At 64.1% G+C, this 18553-nt stretch carries 19 protein-coding genes and 1 pseudogene; 5 read left to right on the top strand and 15 right to left on the bottom strand.

Features of this window, described 5'->3' with window-relative positions; genetic code table 11:
* The 9 genes from FYJ28_RS04420 to FYJ28_RS04380 all read right to left on the bottom strand — a co-directional run bounded on the left by FYJ28_RS04420 (window position 1) and on the right by FYJ28_RS04380 (window position 8275).
* Window positions 1-1821 (bottom strand): hypothetical protein, encoded by a 1821-nt coding sequence (locus FYJ28_RS04420; protein ID WP_154578403.1) that lies wholly within the window; start codon window positions 1819-1821, stop codon window positions 1-3.
* An 83-nt stretch (window positions 1822-1904) separates the two neighbouring features.
* Window positions 1905-2483, bottom strand: coding sequence for a hypothetical protein (locus FYJ28_RS04415; protein ID WP_154578402.1), 579 nt, complete (start codon window positions 2481-2483; stop codon window positions 1905-1907).
* Window positions 2484-2587: 104 nt separating this feature from the next.
* Complete coding sequence (locus FYJ28_RS04410) at window positions 2588-3034, bottom strand: hypothetical protein (RefSeq protein ID WP_154578401.1); 447 nt, start codon at window positions 3032-3034, stop codon at window positions 2588-2590.
* 101 nt (window positions 3035-3135) lie between these two features.
* The gene (locus tag FYJ28_RS04405; protein WP_154578400.1) at window positions 3136-3498 is read right to left on the bottom strand and encodes a DUF6507 family protein; all 363 of its coding nucleotides are present in this window, start codon (window positions 3496-3498) and stop codon (window positions 3136-3138) included.
* Between the two features lie 97 nt (window positions 3499-3595).
* The gene (locus FYJ28_RS04400; protein WP_154578399.1) at window positions 3596-4744 is read right to left on the bottom strand and encodes a MalY/PatB family protein; all 1149 of its coding nucleotides are present in this window, start codon (window positions 4742-4744) and stop codon (window positions 3596-3598) included.
* Window positions 4745-4802: 58 nt separating this feature from the next.
* Entirely contained in the window at window positions 4803-6116 is a 1314-nt protein-coding gene (locus FYJ28_RS04395; protein WP_154578398.1) for a hypothetical protein, read from the bottom strand.
* On the bottom strand, window positions 6113-6517 hold the full coding sequence (locus FYJ28_RS04390) for a hypothetical protein (protein WP_055239404.1): 405 nt from the start codon (window positions 6515-6517) through the stop codon (window positions 6113-6115). Before FYJ28_RS04390 ends, FYJ28_RS04395 begins: the two co-directional genes overlap by 4 nt.
* A gap of 76 nt (window positions 6518-6593) precedes the next feature.
* Window positions 6594-7928 carry a hypothetical protein gene (locus FYJ28_RS04385; RefSeq protein ID WP_154578397.1) on the bottom strand — a complete coding sequence of 445 codons (1335 nt, stop codon included), beginning with the start codon at window positions 7926-7928 and terminating at the stop codon, window positions 6594-6596.
* Window positions 7928-8275: a DUF6507 family protein gene (locus FYJ28_RS04380; protein WP_055239402.1), complete on the bottom strand. Its 348-nt coding sequence runs from the start codon at window positions 8273-8275 to the stop codon at window positions 7928-7930. The genes FYJ28_RS04385 and FYJ28_RS04380 overlap by 1 nt, the downstream gene beginning before the upstream one ends.
* A 132-nt stretch (window positions 8276-8407) precedes the next feature.
* Between FYJ28_RS04380 and FYJ28_RS04375 the strand changes: the two genes are divergently transcribed.
* A complete protein-coding gene (locus FYJ28_RS04375) occupies window positions 8408-9634 on the top strand; it encodes a class I SAM-dependent methyltransferase (protein WP_154578396.1) in 1227 nt (408 codons plus the stop codon).
* Here the strand turns inward: FYJ28_RS04375 and FYJ28_RS04370 are convergent.
* Window positions 9631-10443: a shikimate 5-dehydrogenase gene (locus FYJ28_RS04370; RefSeq protein ID WP_154578395.1), complete on the bottom strand. Its 813-nt coding sequence runs from the start codon at window positions 10441-10443 to the stop codon at window positions 9631-9633. The genes FYJ28_RS04375 and FYJ28_RS04370 overlap by 4 nt on opposite strands.
* Before the next feature lie 147 nt (window positions 10444-10590).
* Here FYJ28_RS04370 and FYJ28_RS04365 point away from each other — a divergent pair, with 147 nt between their 5' ends.
* The 4 genes and pseudogenes from FYJ28_RS04365 (at window position 10591) to FYJ28_RS04350 (ending at window position 14107) form a co-directional block, all read left to right on the top strand.
* On the top strand, window positions 10591-11739 hold the full coding sequence (locus FYJ28_RS04365; protein ID WP_055239400.1) for a glutamate--cysteine ligase: 1149 nt from the start codon (window positions 10591-10593) through the stop codon (window positions 11737-11739).
* Window positions 11740-12321: 582 nt separating this feature from the next.
* Window positions 12322-12501: a hypothetical protein gene (locus FYJ28_RS04360; protein WP_154578394.1), complete on the top strand. Its 180-nt coding sequence runs from the start codon at window positions 12322-12324 to the stop codon at window positions 12499-12501.
* A gap of 470 nt (window positions 12502-12971) precedes the next feature.
* A pseudogene (locus tag FYJ28_RS04355) lies at window positions 12972-13574 on the top strand (DUF222 domain-containing protein); the annotation flags it as partial.
* Entirely contained in the window at window positions 13565-14107 is a 543-nt protein-coding gene (locus FYJ28_RS04350) for an HNH endonuclease (protein WP_195840592.1), read from the top strand. The pseudogene FYJ28_RS04355 and the gene FYJ28_RS04350, both read left to right, overlap by 10 nt.
* Before the next feature lie 154 nt (window positions 14108-14261).
* On the opposite strand, the gene tsaD is transcribed toward FYJ28_RS04350, so the two are convergent.
* The 5 genes from tsaD to alr all read right to left on the bottom strand — a co-directional run bounded on the left by tsaD (window position 14262) and on the right by alr (window position 18542).
* Window positions 14262-15338: a tRNA (adenosine(37)-N6)-threonylcarbamoyltransferase complex transferase subunit TsaD gene (gene tsaD, locus FYJ28_RS04345; RefSeq protein ID WP_154578391.1), complete on the bottom strand. Its 1077-nt coding sequence runs from the start codon at window positions 15336-15338 to the stop codon at window positions 14262-14264.
* On the bottom strand, window positions 15335-15814 hold the full coding sequence (rimI, locus tag FYJ28_RS04340; RefSeq protein ID WP_154578517.1) for a ribosomal protein S18-alanine N-acetyltransferase: 480 nt from the start codon (window positions 15812-15814) through the stop codon (window positions 15335-15337). The genes tsaD and rimI overlap by 4 nt, the downstream gene beginning before the upstream one ends.
* A 26-nt stretch (window positions 15815-15840) precedes the next feature.
* The gene (tsaB, locus tag FYJ28_RS04335; protein ID WP_326831504.1) at window positions 15841-16509 is read right to left on the bottom strand and encodes a tRNA (adenosine(37)-N6)-threonylcarbamoyltransferase complex dimerization subunit type 1 TsaB; all 669 of its coding nucleotides are present in this window, start codon (window positions 16507-16509) and stop codon (window positions 15841-15843) included.
* Between the two features lie 285 nt (window positions 16510-16794).
* Window positions 16795-17340, bottom strand: a complete 546-nt coding sequence (gene tsaE / locus FYJ28_RS04330) for a tRNA (adenosine(37)-N6)-threonylcarbamoyltransferase complex ATPase subunit type 1 TsaE (protein WP_326831503.1) — start codon at window positions 17338-17340, stop codon at window positions 16795-16797.
* Window positions 17337-18542 carry an alanine racemase gene (gene alr, locus FYJ28_RS04325; RefSeq protein WP_055239390.1) on the bottom strand — a complete coding sequence of 402 codons (1206 nt, stop codon included), beginning with the start codon at window positions 18540-18542 and terminating at the stop codon, window positions 17337-17339. Before alr ends, tsaE begins: the two co-directional genes overlap by 4 nt.
* Between the last annotated feature and the right edge of the window lie 11 nt (window positions 18543-18553).

The raw sequence follows: 18553 nt of genomic DNA, 5'->3' as shown, positions 1-18553 counted from the left end.
CTAAGCGTAGTCCGCCCAGACCTTTCCTTCCGGTGCCGTGCCGTCTTCCGGCCGCTGGTCGAAGCCCGTCAGCTCCGGGATCCAGAGCGGGGTTCCTTCAACCGCTGCATGGATAAACCGCACCAGGGTGTCCCAGACAACCGCCGTGGAGACCGGCTCCAGCATCACCGAGCCGGTCCCTGCGGCCGGCCCCAGCCGGTACTGGCCGGCAGATCCCGCGTTGACGAAACCGAACCAGCCGCCGTCCCGCTCATCGACGATTTCCCAATCAGTCCATGGTTGTTCCCACATACGTCTGGCAGCCTCACCCAGGCCTTCCGGGGCGCTGACCTGGGCGGACTTCATTCTGGCCTCGTACTGGTCCTTCGTCAGGACCACCGGTTCATGCGCAATGCTCCATGCCGGCGAGAAGCCCAGCCAGTCCGCTATGGCTTTGGGGACGGCATTGGCTTGAAGCACCTGAACGGACAGGTCATCCGGGCCCGGTACCTGCACGGATGGAGTGGAGAAGCGCGACGGTTCCGCGGTCACCCTGCCGATGCCGCCGCCTGTCCATACCTGGAGAACTGCCCCGCCGTGTGCGTCGCCAGCTGTGACACTGAAGGCTGCGTCCGGACTGCGCAACGGTGCCACGAACGCAGTGCCTGCCGGTGTCAGCGAGCCGTCTGCGGCAAGGAAACCTGCGTCCCGAAGCGCTGCGAATTCCGAGCCCTTGCGCTGGAACATTCCCAGCCGGTTCCGCTTCGTCATGCTGTCCATTAGTTCCAGGGCAGGGATAGGCAGCAGGAGGGCCGGTTCCTGGTAGGGCTGGGATGCTGCGAGACGGTCCAGATCCTCCCGGTCCTCTCCTGCCAGCCGGGTTGCCCCTTTATCCAGGCGCGGTTCTGTTGGTGCGATGGTGTCCATCAGGCTGGTTTCCTGGTCTTCCGCGGCCCCGTTCCCTGTTTCGTCTCCGGGATCGATCCGAAGATCCATGATCATCTGCTCGAACAGCAGCTTCATTCCAACGAGCTGGTCAACGGTGTAGCTTGCCGTCGCCTCGTATACCCGGTTGCCCGCGATCCACAGCCAGCGGTCCACGCAGACCGGATGCTGTTCTATCTGGTGAACGAAGCGCTGCCTGCGGCCGGTTACCGGGCCGTCCGGGGCGGCGTTGAGTGTCCACACCTCGTGGGCAATGATGCGGACCTGCTGCGCTGTCTGCATAGTCGATGCCAGTGCCGCGGTTGCGTAACGGGCCAGTGAGATCCGGTTCGCAGGTGCCCAGCGCAGTACCATGTTGGGCCGAAAAATCCCGGAGGGTACCGGTGGATGCGCGACGGCGATCGTGTTGCCGGAGCTCTCGGCAATCTCCCAGCCATCCGGGCGGGGGAACTGGATGCCGGGCAGGCGGTCGTAGCTGAAACCGGCAGTATTCGTCATTGCTTCCTTTTCCCGTTCGAGTCGTAGAAGTCCCTCACAAAACCGGTCTTCCCCGCGCGCCTCCAGTTTGTCTCCCTCTTTCATCCACCTAGGTTGGAGGAACTTCGGCATCCAGTAGCAGCCCAGCAGGCCGATTGCGAGGCATCCGAAAAGCACAATGCCGTAGGGAACAATGAGAGCATCGATGCGGGTCTGAAGGACGAATCCGCTCGGTGCCATCATGAGGAGCCAGGCCCCGATGAAGGTCTGCGCCAGGGAGGGCTTTCCTGGCATAAAACGATCCAGGACCAGCAGGCCCACAAACTTCTTTGTGTAAAGCAGGACACCTCCCACGAACGGAACTATTCCTAAAAGAAACGCGATCATGGTGAATGCCCACTCGTTAGTTCCAGATTCCATAATCTGCCTTACGTCGTGTGTTTCCGATGTGTTCGCGCTTAATAGTTCTCAGGACCTTCCGTATGTTCAACAGCGCGGGCCGGTTACCGGCCGAAAAGCTTTCCCCATCGCTCGGCGATACCGTCTATCAGCTTCATGGCCTTGTCTGCAGCGGCGTCCTTGAAGCTGCGGCCGCCCAGGAAATCGAACTCCATTGACGTAAGCACGGAGATTCCGATCCCGATTCCGGCGCCAACCAAAGTACCGGCCGGCCCGCCAATTGCGGTACCAATGAGCGCACCGGCACCAGCTGCCCCGATGTCGATGCCCGCCTTGGTGCCGCCCTTTACCCCGCCCTCGAGGTTTGCACGTCCGTCGAGTTCCTCCCTGCTCCAGCCTGGGTTCGACTGCAGCAATTCGTTATAGGCGGACTCCCGCTCACCGGCAATGGTGAAGCCTGCCGAGACAGCGGAGAGAATACCGCCGCCACCGATCTTGATCCCTTTCGCTGCCGCACCAAGGTCTTTGAACCTGTCCGGCAGGACCCAGTTCGATGGATTCGCATTTACCCGGTTGCGGTACCAGCCCGAATGGTTGTAGAGATCTCTGGAGACTTTCGGGCGAAGGTCAAAACTAAAGACGGCTGTTGGTTTCAGTTCAGTTATCCAGCGCCCCCTGGCCATGCGCATACGTTGTGCTGCAGTGTGGTATCTGCGGTACAACGGCGCGGGCCGCATTTTCTGAGCAGCTGTTTGCCGAACCTGAGTGGCATTTATCCCTGTGCCTGCTATTCCGTAGAGAACGGTCGCGGGGATACTCGTGGCGGGTCCAGAAACCAGCCGTCACCTCTAAAAGCAGACCGCAGTTTTGCAGCAGTTTCCTCTTCCAGGGCACGGTACTGGGCGGCCAGTGCAGATACCTCGGCAGGCAGGAGCAGGTCCGCCGTGGCTGCCGGCTGTGGCGTGTATACCGGCTCTGCGCGGCAGACGGACTCTTGTTCCTGCGCAGCGCGCAGGTTTGCGGCTTTCACTCGTTCCAGGAGCGCCGTCCGCCGGATTTGCAGGAAACGAATCCCATCGGCGAATTCCGTCAGCGCCCTGCTGACAACTTTGGCTGTGTCCGCGAGCATCCCGGCGTTAGGCGCCACGTTCCGATACGCAGTGATCATTTCGGTGGCGCCGTCTCCGGCGTAGTGCGGTCCAAGCTGCTTCCAGGTGTCGCCGGTCTGTTCCACACTTTGGAGATACGCATCCCCGCTCCGTTTCACTGCTGGTGCCGCGCTCTCCACCGCATCCGGCGAACACCAGCCAGAAAGACTGGATGTCTCGATCGGCATCAGCTGGCCCTGTTCAGTTGAGGTTCCCACAGGATTTCGGCCTGAAGCTCAGCGAGGCCGGCCTTCGCTGTTTCAGCCATCTCCTGCTCCGCGCCCGCAAGAATGGACACTGCCTCCCGGACGCCCTCAGCCGCGTTGCGGATGCGTGCCTCCGCGGCCTCTATCTGCAGGCTCATAGTGTCCTGCCATACCTCGGCGAGCGCCTGCGCCACCATTCCAAAACCGCCCGTACACGCTGCCTCTGCTGCGCACATGCCATTCCGCAGGGCGGACACCGCCTCGTGCCTGGCCTCGTCTTCCTCTACCTGGGAAAGGACGCTTGCGCATCCTTCCGGATTGACGCTGTAGCCATTCAACGGCATGTCCCCTCCTGAAACCCTCCATAGTTTGCGCCGGGAGGTTCCCTGCCCCCGCCGGCGCTGTGCTCCGTTTCGGGTGAGCGTACGGGTTTCCAGGCAGTTAACCTCTGGCTGCGCTCAATCTGTGGATAGCTTCCTCGAGCACCTCGGGCGCACAGCCGAAGTTCAACCGGGCGTAGCCTGCCCCGGCTGTCCCGAACTTTAGGCCGGGTTCCAGCGCCACACGCGCCTTCTCCAGGGCATACTCCGCGGGATCCGTCCCCCAGCCCAGTGCACGCAGATCCAGCCACGCGAGATAGCTCGCGTCCGGCATCCGGTATCCCACTCCCGGCAGCTCCGCGGCCAGAAGCTCGCATAAAAGTTCCCGATTGGAGGCCAGGACTACCAGCACACCGTCGAGCCACTCCTCGCCCTCCGCATACGCGGCGGCCGTGCCGTGCAGGCCCAGGATCGAGGTCCGGAAGCCAACTTCCTCCGGCATTTCATCCAGCAGCAGCCGGGTTTCGGGGGCTGAGGCAATCATCAGTGCGCACTTTGACCCGGCGATGTTCCACCCCTTGCTGGCCGCAGTGACACATACACCGTGGGCGCGTGCCTCATCGGACACCGAGAGAAAGGGAGTAAAGGCCTCCGGGGAGTAGACCAGCGGCGCATGGATTTCATCGCTGACCACGGTGGCACCGTACCTGGCAGCAAGGCGAGCGACGGCGTCGAGCGTTTCCTTAGGGTGCACCAGGCCCAGCGGGTTGTGCGGGTTGCACAGTAGCAACGCCCTGGCACCCGCGGCGAAGGCCGCCTCGAGTCCGCCCAGATCCAGGGACCACCCGGCGTCGTCCTGCAGCAGCGGCACCTCACGTATCTTGCCGCCCGCCTCCAGCGGAAGGTCGAAGAACGGCGGATAAACCGGTGGAGTGATGATGACCTCGTCCCCCGGGTCGAGAACCTTCCGAAGAGTCTCCACGATTGCCACGCTGACGTCGGTGGTGGTCCGTACATCCTCGGGGTCCACCTCCCAGTTCCAGCGCCGCTGCGCGAAGCCGGCGAACGCCGGACCCACCGGACCGGGTCCGGAAACGTAGCCGACGTCGGACGCTTCGATCCGCCCGATCATCGCACGGGCCACGGGCGTCGCGAGGGGATAGTCCATCTCCGCCACGAAAAGCGGGAGGACATCCTCCGGATGGGTGCGCCATTTGGCACTGGTGCGCCGGCGCAGAACATCGAGGGAATCAACAGCCATCTCAGTCATGGCCCCCAAGATACCCGGTCGTGTGCCTTGGCTCGCCTACCCGTGGAGGGTCCGCCGCTCACCGCGGGTCGAATGCTCCTTGGGCTGCCGCAAGGATGAAATCGACCAGGGTGTCCCAAACCGCCGACGCAGGCTCAGGTTCAAGGGCCACGCCGCCGTTCCGTGGATCGGCGGTCGCCAGGAACGGGCCCGCGTCTCCTGCCGTGACCCAGCCCAGCTTTCTGCCGCTGTGCACATGCTCAACGTTCCAGCCCACCCAGGGCTGGGCCCACATCCGTGCTTCGGCTTCACCCAGTCCTTCTGGAGCCTCGACGTCGGAGCCCGTGTTGAGCCGGTGCTCAAACAGGTCTCCTGACAGCCGCAGCGGGTACTGGCCCGCGGTCCAGGCTGGTACCAGGGGAAGCCATTTTGCAAGGAAGACGGGCAGCGCTGCAGCGTCAATGCAGAGCAGCTCGCAGCTGCCGAGAGGCATGACCGTGGACCGTATCTCGGAGGCGGAAGGACCGGCGGCGACCAGCGCCGAGCCGGCTCCCAGCCAGGCATCCATGCCGGTGGAGCCATCAGGGCCGACGACACTGACCGTGAACTGCGCCTGGAGCCCACGCAGCGGCTGCACGAATGCCCTTCCTGACGGAGTCAGCCGCCGGCCGTCCAGCAGCCCCAGTGCCTGCAGCTGGGCGGCAGATTCCCCGGCGCCGGCCGCGTCAAACCGTCCCAGCGCATCCCGGTTTGCCATGGACAGCAGCAGGCTGAGGCTCTCCGGGCCAATGATCTGTCCTCTCACCCGGTGGCGCTGCTCGGCCCGCAGCGGCGCCAGATCCTCAGCAGCTGTCTGGAGCAGCCGCGAAGCTGCCGGGTCAAGTCGGGGCTGGGCACCGGCAGGACTGGCTGGGGCTCCTGCTGCCACAGGAGCTGCACGGCGCATCTGGAAGACCATGTCCTCGAACAGCGGGCGCATCCCGGTGTGCTGTTCGAGCGCATAACTTGCCGTGGCTTCCAGCGAACCGCCGCAGTCGCTGAAAAGCCAGCGGTCCACGCACACAACCTGTCCCTCGGCCACCCTCACGAAGCGCTGCCGGCGGCCTTCGACCAGAGCCCCTTGGGGGTCCAGCTGCTGATGCCACAGCTCATTGGAGATGATGTGTGTTCCGGGAAGGACCAGGGTGCCCCCGAGCGCAGCCGTTGAGAGCCGGGGCAGCGAAACAGAATCTGATTCGCTGCGGCGCAGAACAAGGTTCGGGCGGAAGTGTCCTTCCGGGACGGGCGGATGGGCCAGCACAACACTGTCCGCCGGGGCGTCCAGCTGTTCCCAGCCCTCGGGCCGGGGTACCACAAGCCCTGCGGCCACTTCCGAGATGAGTCCCCCGCTCACGGCTGCTGTCCGTCTGACGGCTTGCCCTGCCCTTGAAGGAAACGTTTGGCGAAGAGGTCTTCGCCCCTGGCCTGCAGTGCTGCGTCACGGCGCATCCAGCGGGGCCGGAGGAACATTGGATACCAGAACATTCCAACCACGCCCGCAATCATGGCAGGGAACAAGATCAGCCCCAGGAGACCCGGTACCGGATCCGGCAACCTCTCCGTCCCCACCAGGCCGCCCAGGGCCAGCAGACAAAAGGACAACCCAAGCCACGTCGTCGCCAGGGCCGGCTGCCCCGGAAACAGTCCGTTCATGAGCAGGAGCCGCAGCCACCGTTTCAGGTGGACCATAATGCCGCAAAGCAGCAGGAAAAGCCCCAGCCCTCCCAAGATTCCGAAAACCAGTAAATCACTCACAATGCAACGTCCTTCTCTGGCTGGTTTCCGCGAGGCGGGAGATGATCCGGTGGTGCTTCAACACTAGATCGGGCGGTCATTTCCCCCACAATCTGTCCCAGGCGTCGCCGGCAGCTTCAAAGCCGTCAGATATGAGATCTTTCGTCTTGTCATAAGCATCAACCGCAATATCGGATGCCTTGTCCTTGAAGCTGTTGCCGTCGCTTCCGGCATCCGTCAGCCAGGAGATGCCCATGCCTATACCGAAGCCTACGATTGTTCCCACCGGACCGCCGACCATGGTGCCGATGGCAGCACCGGCGGCGCCTGCTCCGACGTCGATCACGACGGAAGTACCGGTTTGCACAGCCGCCATCTCGTTGGCCCGGAATTCCCGGTCGGCGGCGCTCATGTCCGGGTTTTCGCGCAGCAGCTGGTTGTGGTTCTCGGCCCTGTTGTCCGCGAAAGTGATGCCGGCCATCGCTAATGTGAGTGCACCACCCCCGATCTTGACCGCCTTCAGGGAGTTGGGGGTCTCCGCCCAGCGGGGAGTCTGCGGATCCGGAACGTGCCAGCGGCCAGGGCTGGCATCCACCCGTGTCCGGTACCACCCGGACTGGTTGTACAGGGTCCGGTTTACCTCTGGACGCCATTCACGCACCGTCCGGTAAACCTCCTGGGTAAACCACTGGCGCCGGGTGATACCGGCGTCGGGGTGCAGGGGAGAATGAACAGAAACCCACTGGCCGTTCTGCCTCAGCCAACGGTGCCCCTGCTGCTCCGGACCCGTGAGCAGGTCATAGGAGCCAAGCAGCGGAGTGAAGCGCCGCTCCAGGACCGGCATCGGGACCTCGCGGACGTTGACAACCGTGACGCGCTGGAAGGTATGGACCCCCATGACGTTGTCCGCTGCTGCTGCCACAAGACCAATATTCGGGCCGGCGACAGCCCCCAGCCAGCCTGGATCGTGTCCGGTGACGCTGTTCAGGGCGGCCGCACACGTTTCTTCCGCTTCCTGGTACCGCCGCGCAAGACCATCGATTTCGCTTTGCAGCACTAACCGGGACAGTTCCTGCATGCTGCCGTCCGGGTCCTCCGGTGTGCAGGCCGCCGGACCGAACGAGCCTGCGCGTTCCAGGAGCTGCTGCCGCAGCGGTTTGAGTGCAGCGACGTGTTCAGCGAAGTTGCCCAGGGCTGCTGCCGCTTCCTCACTCGCAGAACCCACCAGTTCCGCGTGCGGCGTGATGTTTGTGAAAACAGCCAGGACATCTTCCCGCTCGGGCGCGCTGTAGCAGCCGGACAACGCGGACCATGCTGCTGCCTGGTCGGCGACCGCGGACCGGAAGGCTGCCCCCGCAGATTTCACTGCGTCGGCACCGGCCTGCGTGGTTTCCGGCTCCGCCCAGCCCTGCAGGCCTGTGGTGTCCAGCATCAGATGCTCTTCACATCGTCGAGTTCGAGGTCCGGTGCCTGCGTCGCTGCCCTGCGGGCTTCCTCGGCCATCTCCAGATCGCCGGCGATGTAGGCGTCCACGGCTGACCCGACACCGGTGACCGCATTGTGTACCCGCGCCTGGGCCGCTTCGCACTGGACGTGGAGGGTGCTGTTCCAGAGTTCCATCAGTGCAGAGGCGATGGACGGGCTGGGCATGGCTGCCAAGGCCTGATCGACCGCAGCGCTCAGTTCCCTGTGCGCGGCCTCCGGTCCGGGATCAGTGCCAACCGTATTCAGGATCCCCCGGCACGCTTCTACGGATATGTCATAGCCTGGAACAGCCAATTTTCCCCCTGGATGAGACGCGGACCCTAAGACTCTAAAGGAACGAAAGGAACACTGCGATGGGGAGAACTCCCCATCAACGCCTCATGGCACCCTCATGGGCGGTCTGCCAAACGAACTAGGCTTGTATCCATGCCCGACACTTCCCTTGCCCACGTCCTGACCCCCGAAGGCTGGGCCCTGCTCAACTCGCTCGGCCCGTATCTGGAGTCCGAGTCCCTGAAGCTGAACACCGACCTGCGCAAGGCCGGGCACTCACCCGAGCTCGTTGCCGCCGTCCTCACCCAGGCCAAGCTGCGGATGAAGGCCCGCGCCAAGTTCGGGCCCTTCGCCGAGCACATGCTGTTCACTCCTGCCGGCCTCGAACAGGCCACCCGCCTCAACGTCGCTGCCCTGCATGCCCAGCGCTACCAGGAAGCGGGCCTGGAAAGGGTGGCCGACCTGGGTTGCGGCATCGGCGCCGACTCGCTGGCCCTGGCCACGCTGGACCGCCAGGTCACCGCCGTCGAGCTTGATGAAATCACTGCCGCCGTGGCCACCATCAACCTCATGCCCTGGCCGGAAGCCACGGTGGTCCAGGGGGACGCGGAGTCCTTCGACCTGACGGGATTCGACGGCGTGTGGCTGGATCCCGCACGGCGTACCACGTCGACGTCGGGCACTTCCCGCATCTTTGACCCGGAGGCCTTCTCCCCTCCCCTGTCCTTTGTGGAGTCCCTCGCCGATCGCGGGATGCCCGTTGGAGTGAAGCTTGGCCCGGGAATTCCGCATGAATCGGTCCCGGCGAACTGCGAAGTCCAGTGGGTATCCGTGGGCGGCGACGTCATCGAAGCCACCCTGTGGTTCAACGAACTCCGCCGTCCTGGCATCCGCCGCGCGGCATTGGTCATCGGCCCCAATGGTGCCGCGGAGCTGACCTCGCACGAAGACTACGTTCCAGGCGCACAGGACGTACGGACCGGCCCGGCTGAAGGTTATCTTTATGAGCCCGACGGCGCGGTGATCCGCGCGGGTCTGGTGGCCGACGTCGCGCGTTCCCTGGGCGGGCACCTGCTGGATCCGCACATCGCCTACATTGCCGCACCGGAACTGATGGAGACCCCGTTCGCCCGCGCCTACCGGATCCTCGAAGTCCGGCCCTACAACGTCAAGGCGCTGAAGGCCTGGGTCCGGGCGAATGACATCGGGGTCCTGGATATCAAGAAGCGCGGTATGGCCGTCACTCCCGAAGAACTGCGCAAGCAGCTGCTCACCGGCTCAGGCAAGGGCCCGAACAAAGCCACTCTGGTCCTCACCCGGATTGGTGAGGACCGCGTGGCGATCGTCGTCGAACCCGTTTCCTTCCCCGTGGAAAGCTAGCTGCGCGAAAACTCGCTGGCTTCTCGCACCTGCTCGGGCGTTGGGCGGACTCCGGTGTAAAGCACAAACTGTTCCTCGGCCTGGATCGCGATGACCTCAGCACCGGTAATGACTTTCTTCCCGGCAGCACGGGCGGCACGGATCAGCGGCGTCTCCGAGGGAAGGGCGACGACGTCGAACACCGTCTGCGCGGCGGCAATGGTTTCGTTTTCGTAGGACTGAATGTCCTCGTCGGCTCCTGCCATGCCCAGCGGTGTGACGTTGATGAGCAGGTCCGCGGTTGCATCGCCGGGTTCCGGGATCCAGTTGAACCCGTACAGGTCCGCCAATGCCCTGCCCGTGCCTTCATTGCGCGCCACGATCGTGACACCGCCAAAACCGGCGTCGCGCAGTGCCGCGGCCACGGCCTTGGCCATGCCGCCGGAACCGCGCAGCAGCACCGAGCCGGCCGGGGAGACCTCGTGGTCCGCGAGCAGCCGTGCGATCGCGAGGTAGTCGGTGTTGTAGGCAGTGAGGACGCCGTCGTCATTGACGATTGTGTTCACTGAATCGATCGCCGCGGCGGAGGGATCCATGCGGTCCACGAGGGCAATGACGTCTTCCTTGTACGGCATCGAGACGGCGGCTCCGCGGATAGGCAGGCCGCGGATGCCTGCCACGGCCTGGGCCAGATCTGCGGGTGCGAAGGCCTTGTAGATAAAGTTCAATCCCAGCTGTTCGTACAGGTAGTTGTGGAACCGCGTGCCGATGTTGCTCGGGCGGGCTGCCAGGGAGATGCACAGGGTCATGTCTTTGTTCAGGATCGGCATTGCTCCATTATGGCGTGCGGCACCCTCCGACGGAGCTTTCGCAGCGGGACTGAGCAGGCTGGCAGCCGGGCTACGATTGAAGTCAGCTCTAAGAACGCAATGGTGCGGAACCGGAGACACCTTTCGAAGCGCACAGCAGGAGACGTATTGGATATTGAGTTCGCAGCTTCACCGCAGTCGACCCTGGGGGTCGAGTGGGAACTGGCCCTGGTAGACCGGGAGTCCGGTGAACTGCTCTCGGTAGCCGACGAAGTCCTGCGGGCAGTGAACGCCAATGATCCGAATCTCAGCCCGGACGACGAGCACCCGCACATTAAGCAGGAACTGCTTGAAAACACCGTTGAACTGGTGACCGGAATCTGTTCTACCGTGGCCGAGGCCAAGGCTGATCTTGCCCGTTCCATGGCTGCCGTCCGGGCGGTCACAGATGAGATGGGTGTGGAGCTGTTCTGCGCCGGCACCCATCCCTTTGCCGTGCCGCGTTCCCAGCCGGTGACGGACAAGGAGCGTTACGCCAAGCTCATTGACCGCACCCAGTGGTGGGGCCAGCAGATGCTGATTTACGGTGTTCACGTTCATGTCGGTCTGGATTCCAGGGACAAGGTCCTGCCGGTACTGGATGGTCTGGTGAACTACTTCCCGCATTTCCAGGCCTTGTCTGCGTCTTCTCCGTTCTGGTCCGGTGACGATACCGGTTATGCATCCCAGCGTGCGCTGATGTTCCAGCAGCTTCCCACTGCGGGGCTGCCGTTCCAGTTCCGTTCCTGGGCGGAGTACGAGTCGTATGTTCAGGACATGTTCACCACCGGTGTGATTGATTCGATCAGTGAGATCCGGTGGGACATCCGTCCGGTTCCTGCGCTTGGAACCATTGAGCTTCGCGTCTGCGACGGACTCTCTACCGCTACCGATATCGGAGCCATCGCTGCGCTGACCCAGTGCCTGGTCGACGAGTTCTCCACCATTCTGGACAATGGCGGAACGATTCCGACCATGCCCCCGTGGCATGTGCAGGAGAACAAGTGGCGTGCTGCCCGCTACGGTCTCGATGCCATCATCATTCTCGATGCTGCCGGCAACGAGAAGCTGGTCACCGAGCACCTCCTGGAGGACGTGCTTCCGCGTCTGGCTCCGGTCGCCGAGAAGCTTGGCTGCAGTGCCGAGCTCGCTGATGTTGCGGGCATTATCGAACGCGGTGCGGGTTACCAGCGCCAGCGCCGTGTGGCCGAGGCTAACGGCGGCGATCTGCGTGCAGTGGTGCACGACGGCGTCGCCCAGTTGCGCGGCGAGGGCTAGCCTTCCGTTTTGGCCGCGTCGGTGGCGCGGCTCAACTCCGGGGCCGGGGCAGTTCCTTTCCCCGCTTTTCCGCGTTTCCTGGCTGTGAGCTTAGGGGTTCGGTGCCAGCAAAACAGCCCAGCTGCTGGGGCTGTCAGGGGCAGAGGGAGAAGAAGACCGGCCGGAGCCTGCTGGGTTGGACGACTCGGAATCCGAACCGGGCACACCGCCAGCGGCGGCGTTCTGTTGCGGCGGGGAAAGCCGGGAATCTGGCCTGGGAACCCGAGGCCCGGCACCGCCATATTCCCGGCCAATAGACCGGAAATCAGTGGTGTCCGAGGAGCGGTTCATACCCCAACACTCTCAGCTGCCACTGACATTTCAGGGCCCTAAATGGCCCTTTTCGGAGTCCTCGATTACGGGTGGTACCGCCGTTCCGCTTCCTCAGCACGTAGCGGCTGTCTGCCCGTATTCGTCTGAATACCGGCCGCGAAAAGCGGGTGAGAGAGGGTGGCGTCCGCTTCCGGGGCCGTGTTCTGCGCTGACCACGTACGAGTCCCGGACAGTATCGCTAAAACTCTTCCGGAGGGTCTCAACGGCCGGTTGTCGCTCTACGGCGCGGAGTGGCTGGGCTACGAGGAGACCGTGTCCGCATTGCAGCGTCTGGGCATGCTGATGTCCTGGGCGCAGGCGCAGCAGGCCCGGTTGCTGCCCGGCTGGAAGTGCTTTTCGCTCGCGACATCGCCGGCGCCTCCGGACGCGAAGAACCGGCCCTGGCCATGAGCCTTGCCGCGGCCGAGGCATCCACAGTTCTGAACATCCCGCACATGACCGCGATGCAGCTCATCAGCGAATCCACGCGCCTGCTCCGATGCGCCGCAGACTCTGGCTCAGCTGGCCGAAGGACGGATAGCGCTCCAGCACGCCCGGATCATTCTGGAGGAAACCCAGAACCTGCCCACCGACGTCCCCGCGGTTCCGGAGGTCGAAACGGGTGCCGAACCCGCAGCCGCACCAACTGGCGCCGGTACACCGCCTGACGGGGAGTCCGGCCAGTTGGACCTTGGCCTCGAGGACCCGGGTGCACGGTCCGGACAGTTCGGGCGGTCCGGGCAGTTCGGGCGGTCCGGGCAGTCCGGGCCGGGCGGAGCAGACGCACCGGCGGACCGGCTGGGGCAGAGGGAGCGCCGGTAGGCCCGGCAGCTGGATCGGACGGGCCCGGCGAAGCAGCCACAGCAGGCAATGTTCAGGCCGGCGCGGTCCTGAGTGTGCGCGGTGCGTTTGAACGGGATCTGCTCATCGCAGCTGAGGGCAGGACTGCTGCCGGGTTCGGGCGACGTGCCCGCAGACTCCGCGAATCCCGGTTTCCGGACCTGGTTCCCGTCCGGCATCGTCAAGCCAGGGACAAGCGCCGGGTGACGTTCCAGCCCCTGCCTGACGGCATGTCCTGCCTCAGTGCGATCATCGCCGCAGAGAAAGGCCAGGCCATGTTCGCTGCGCTCACCGGTGCAGCGAAAGCCGGCAAACGGGCCGGAGACCCCCGCACCATGGACCAGCTCCGCGCAGACACCCTCACCGAACTGCTCCTAGAAGGCGAACCGTCTGCCACCCCAGCCGGAGCTCCTGAGGCATCCGGCATCCGTCCCGACCTCCCCACCGGGCTGGAAACCACTTCCCTCCGCAGCGATCCGCAGACCCCAGACCCCGATTCCGTCCCCGGGGCCAAGGCTGCTTCCGTTCCCGCCGACCCGATGGCCCCCAGCTCTTTGCCAGCGGGATGCCGAAGCGTCCACGACGGGCCGAAAGGCACCGGGACCAGGACCGCGCCAAAGTCCGCACCGAAGTCATGGTCCTGATCAACGCAGACACTCTCGCCGGGCTAGATGAGGACCCCGCAGAGCTCAGCGGCTACGGACCCATCAGCCCCGAGACCGCACGCTCAATGATCCTTGACGCCCTGCATTGGACGCCCCTGCTCCAAGACCCCACTAACGGCGAAATTCTCAACGTGGGACGGACACGGCGGATCCCTGCCGGGCTCAAACGCTGGCTTCGGGCGAGGGACGGCACCTGCCGCTTTCCCGGGTGCTCAGTTGCAGTCACACACGCAGATATCGACCACACCACGCCCTACTCGCACGGCGGGCCAACCGATCACTCGAACTTGGAACACCTCTGCCCCAAGCACCACCGCTTCAAAACCCTCGGGCACTGGAAAGCACGCCAGCCTAGGGCCGGAACCATCGAATGGAACTCACCGACCGGCCGCACCTACACTACAGACCCCGCACTGGACTCCCTGCTGGACGGGAACACCGGCAGCAACCGGTTCCCGGCGCCGCGGAGTCCGGTTGCAAAAGGTCCAGGGGACGACCCTCCGCCCTTCTAGGCCCGTCACCGGCAAAGAGCGTGGGCCGCACCAGCAAGGCGACAAACGCACCGGCGCCGAGACCGGACTACAACACAGCAGGCCTGCCGGGGTTCGGCTAGCCAGGCAAACCCCTCAGCCCGAAGGACGCCGCACCTTGAGCGCCGGCCTCCAGCTAGGCAGCAGGAAGGTGAATGCTGGTCACAGGCTGCGAAGGATCCGGAGTGAAGTCCACGCCGGAAGGCTCCCCGCCAGCCATGACAATCTGTGCACCCAAGGCAGCAACCATCGCACCGTTGTCAGTACACAAACGAATAGGAGGAACGCGAAGCGAAATCCCGGCAGCAGCACAGCGCTCCGCAGTTAGCTCGCGAAGCCGGGAATTGGCGGCAACACCACCACCAAGCAAAAGATTCGTAATCCCCTGCTCAGTACACGCAAGAACAGCCTTGGACGTAATCACGTCCACCACGGCTTCCTGGAACGAGGCAGCGATATCCGCAACCGGAAGCTCCTGGCCGGCAGCCTCATACTGCTCCACACAACGGGCAACAGCAGTCTTCAATCCGGAGAAGGACCAGTCATACCGGTGCGGACCCGGGGCCCCGGGGGTGCCCATGTACTTCGGCTGTGTCAGTCCGCGGGGGAAACGGATAGCCTTCGGATTCCCCTGCCGGGCAAGCTTGTCGACTGCCGGTCCACCGGGATACCCCAGACCCAAGATCCGGGCAACCTTGTCATAGGCCTCACCGGCAGCATCATCAATGGTGGAACCAAGCAGCTGAACGTCCGAGGTCAAAGACCCAACCCGAAGGATCTCGGTATGCCCGCCGGAAACCAGCAGCGCACCAAGGTTCTCCGGAAGTTCGCCGCCTTCAAGAACGCCAACACCCACATGGGCCACCAGATGGTTAATGGCATACAGCGGTTTGCCCGTAGCCACAGCCAGGGCCTTCGCAGCACAAACACCAACCATCAGCGCACCCGCAAGACCCGGACCGGAAGTCACGGCAATCGCATCGACCTCGTCCAGCGTCACGCCGGCCTCGTCCAGGGCCTGACGCAGCGTGGGAACAAAGGCATCCAGATGCGCGCGCGAGGCGATCTCCGGAATGACACCGCCAAAGCGGACATGCTCCTCCATGGAAGATGACACGGCATTGGTCAGCAGGGTATCGCCGCGGACAATACCCACACCGGTCTCGTCACAGGAGGATTCGATGCCAAGCACCAAGGGAGCGGTGCGGTTCATTGGACGTCCTTCACAGGGTTGGATTCGCGCACCGGAGCACCGTGCCAGGAGGAAAGCTCCAGACGCATAATGAGAGCATCCGCTCCATCTCGGTAATAGCGCGGACGGACATGGATCTGGTCAAAGCCGAACCAGCGGTAAAGCCGCTGTGCCCGGGGATTGTCGGCACGCACTTCGAGCAGCACATCATCTGCTCCCCGGTGCTTGGCCTCATCCAGGAGGGTAGCCAGAAGCCTGGAGCCTGTGCCGGCACCTTCATGGGCGCTGTCCACAGCAATGGTCTGCACATCAGCGATGGGCAGCACACACATCAGCCCGGCATATCCGATGACTGTGCCGTCGGACCCCTCAGCCACATAGTAGGAACGGGTATCCCGCTGGCGCAGTTCGTCGTAGAACATTTCGGTTGGCCAGGCATCGACGGGGAACATCGCCTTCTCCAGCGCGTCCACAGCCGGAATATCGTCCTCGGTCATCGCCCGGATCACGGCGGGCTGCCCGCTCACAGTGCGCGCTTCCGCGGACCAGGCACCTTCGCATCGGATTCGCGGAGGTAGAGCGGCAGGTCCGGAAGCAGCTCCAAACCACGGACCAGGCGTACGACGGCGGTGCGGCCCAGCGCTTCAGCCGTCGGCTGGGCGCCGGCAAAGTCCTGCACCGTGCGCAGCACGTCCGGGTAGAGGCCTGCACCTGCACCGTAGGCAGGGAGACCCGGAACCTCAGCCGGAGAGCTGACATGAGGGCCATCGAGGAGTTCCGCAGTGCCGCCGGTACTGCGGTAACGGGCCCAGTAGACCTCTTTGCGCCGGGCGTCCGTGGCCACAATGAACTCATCCACCCCGGCCCGCCAGGCATCCAGGGCCGCGTCCACGGCGATGGCATCCAGGCTCATGAGGCCGTGCAGCGGTTTGTTCCATGCGAACGCGAGCGTGCGTGCGGTGGCAATACCTGACCGCAGCCCTGTGAACGGCCCAGGCCCTACACCGGCGACTATCGCATCGATCTGTCCCCCGGAAACACCGGCATCAGCCAGCAGTTTCTGGATACCGGGTGCCAGGACCTCTGCGTGGGATCTTGTGTCTTCGGTGGCGAAGGCCGCAAGCGTCTCTCCCTCACCGGTTAGGAGCGCCGCACTGGCAATGGCGGATGTATCAATGGCGAGGATAAGCACGGTGTCCAGTTTACGCGCTCGGCTCAAGGAGCCTGAGCTGGTCAGGGCACCACCGGCAGACCTGCAACCTGTCCCCCGCCGATGCCGGACTTTGTGCCCGCCCCGTCTGGCCCCAAGACGGGCGTCAGGGCAGGCATCCAAACGCCTGGAAACGTTTCATCATTCCCGGTGCGCCCTGAGGCATTCAGCCATTTTGACCCAGCGGGGAAGCATAAAGCGCGGCAGTCAAACCAGGCTGAGGATCAATCCCGCAAAGAATCCCATGCCGTAATCCCGGAGGTCCGGTTAGGGAGCCGGCACGGGCGCCTCAGCCCAGCGCGGACCATACCCGGCGATCCGGATGGTCCGCTCCTCGTCGTCGTCCTCCGCTGAGAAGTCCGTGACCAGTTCACCGGTTGCACCCGATGCTCCCCCGGTGGCACGCAGCAGGGTGATTTCAAGCCGGCTCTCAGAGAGATGCTCAACGAGTCCGTGTCCCCACTCCACCACCGTTACGGCTGTGTCCATGGTGTTCTCCAGATCGATGTCGTCGATTTCCGCCGGTGAACCCAGCCGATAGGCGTCTACGTGTACCAGATCCGGTCCGGTGCCCAGCGCTGGATGAATGCGCACCAGGACAAATGTGGGGGAAATGATCCCTGCCCGTACACCCAGGCCTTCGCCCAGACCCTGGGTGAAAGTGGTCTTCCCAGCACCCAGCTCTCCCGTCAGGAGCAGCAGGTCTCCTCCCCGCAGCGCACCGCCGAGTGTGCGGGCCAGTTCCCGGGTCTGCGCAGCGCTGGAGGTACGGTATTCGTGCTCCCAGGCCGGAGCTGCGGCGTCAGCACTCACGGCAGTACTGCCTCGGAGTCCGCGTCGAGGGAAACGTCAGCACTGCCGGCCTCCGAGTCCACATAGCTGCGGGTCACCCGGCCGCTGATCCTGGTAATGATCTCGTAGTTGATGGAACCCGCGGCCTGCGCCCATTCGTCCACGCTGGGTGCGCCGGCAGCTCCGAAAAGCACCGCTTCCTTCCCCAGGAAAGACTCAGCCGTTCCTGCAATCCCGGTGCGGCCCAGATCAATGACCATCTGGTCCATGGCAATGCGCCCGACTACCGGGAACACTTCCCCGTTCACCATCACGGGGCCTCCGGTGGCAACCCGCGGGATGCCGTCGGCATAGCCGACAGGCACCAGTGCCAGGGTCGTTGGTGCCGCTGTCCGGTAGTGCAGCCCGTAGGACACGCCCTGTCCGGCTGGTACTTCCTTGCAGTTGGCGATTCTTGTCTTCAGTGTCATGGCCGGGATCAGCCCCAGCTCTGCCGCGCTCTGTCCTGGGAACGGGGAGAGTCCGTACATGCCCAGCCCCACCCGCACCAGGTCAAAGTGCGAATCCGGCCGTGAGAGTACGGCAGGGGTGTTGGCGATGTGCCGGACCTCGTGGTCGACTCCGGCGTCCTCCGCCACGGCCACGGCATCACGGAACTTCCGCAGCTGCTGGTCGGTTTCCGTCCGGCGCGGCTCATCTGCCACGGCCAGGTGGGAGAAGATTCCGACGACGCGCAGCAGTCCCTCTTCCTGCCAGGCCAGCGCCTCTCCCACAAAGGACTCCCACAGTTCTTCGGGGCAGCCGTTGCGCCCGAGCCCGGTATCAATCTTCAAATGGACCCGGGCCGGGACTTCGAGTTCCCGGGCAGCGGCAACTACAGCGTCAAGTTCCCAACCGGACACCCCAATGTCTATGTTCGCGGCTACCGCGGCGGAGAAGTCGCTGTCCGCGGTGTGGAGCCAGGCCACGATAGGAGCAGTGATTCCTGCTGTCCGCAGCGCCAGTGCCTCGGAAATATGGGCAGTTCCCAGCCATGCCGCACCGGCGTCGAGCGCTGCTCGGGCCACCTCCAGTGCACCGTGCCCGTAGGCATCGGCTTTCACGACGGCCATGAGCCGGGCCGGCTTAGCGATTTCTGCGAGGTGGCGGACGTTGTGGCGGATAGCAGCAAGATCAACGACGGCGCTGCGTTCCGCCGCAGGGACAGTTTCGAGGTAATTCACGGGTCCATTCT

This window comes from Arthrobacter sp. BL-252-APC-1A, assembly GCF_009696625.1.
GTDB lineage: Bacteria > Actinomycetota > Actinomycetes > Actinomycetales > Micrococcaceae > Arthrobacter_B.
This window is presented reverse-complemented; position numbering and strand designations above follow the sequence as displayed.

Coding starts and splice junctions, on each gene's coding strand:
- FYJ28_RS04370 (WP_154578395.1), bottom strand. CDS start 10,443: ATGCCGATCCTGAACAAAGACATGACCCTGTGCATCTCCCTGGCAGCC.
- FYJ28_RS04400 (WP_154578399.1), bottom strand. CDS start 4,744: ATGACTGAGATGGCTGTTGATTCCCTCGATGTTCTGCGCCGGCGCACC.
- FYJ28_RS04350 (WP_195840592.1), top strand. CDS start 13,565: ATGGTCCTGATCAACGCAGACACTCTCGCCGGGCTAGATGAGGACCCC.
- FYJ28_RS04405 (WP_154578400.1), bottom strand. CDS start 3,498: ATGCCGTTGAATGGCTACAGCGTCAATCCGGAAGGATGCGCAAGCGTC.
- FYJ28_RS04415 (WP_154578402.1), bottom strand. CDS start 2,483: ATGGCCAGGGGGCGCTGGATAACTGAACTGAAACCAACAGCCGTCTTT.
- FYJ28_RS04375 (WP_154578396.1), top strand. CDS start 8,408: ATGCCCGACACTTCCCTTGCCCACGTCCTGACCCCCGAAGGCTGGGCC.
- FYJ28_RS04420 (WP_154578403.1), bottom strand. CDS start 1,821: ATGGAATCTGGAACTAACGAGTGGGCATTCACCATGATCGCGTTTCTT.
- tsaD (WP_154578391.1), bottom strand. CDS start 15,338: ATGAACCGCACCGCTCCCTTGGTGCTTGGCATCGAATCCTCCTGTGAC.
- rimI (WP_154578517.1), bottom strand. CDS start 15,814: ATGACCGAGGACGATATTCCGGCTGTGGACGCGCTGGAGAAGGCGATG.
- FYJ28_RS04385 (WP_154578397.1), bottom strand. CDS start 7,928: ATGCTGGACACCACAGGCCTGCAGGGCTGGGCGGAGCCGGAAACCACG.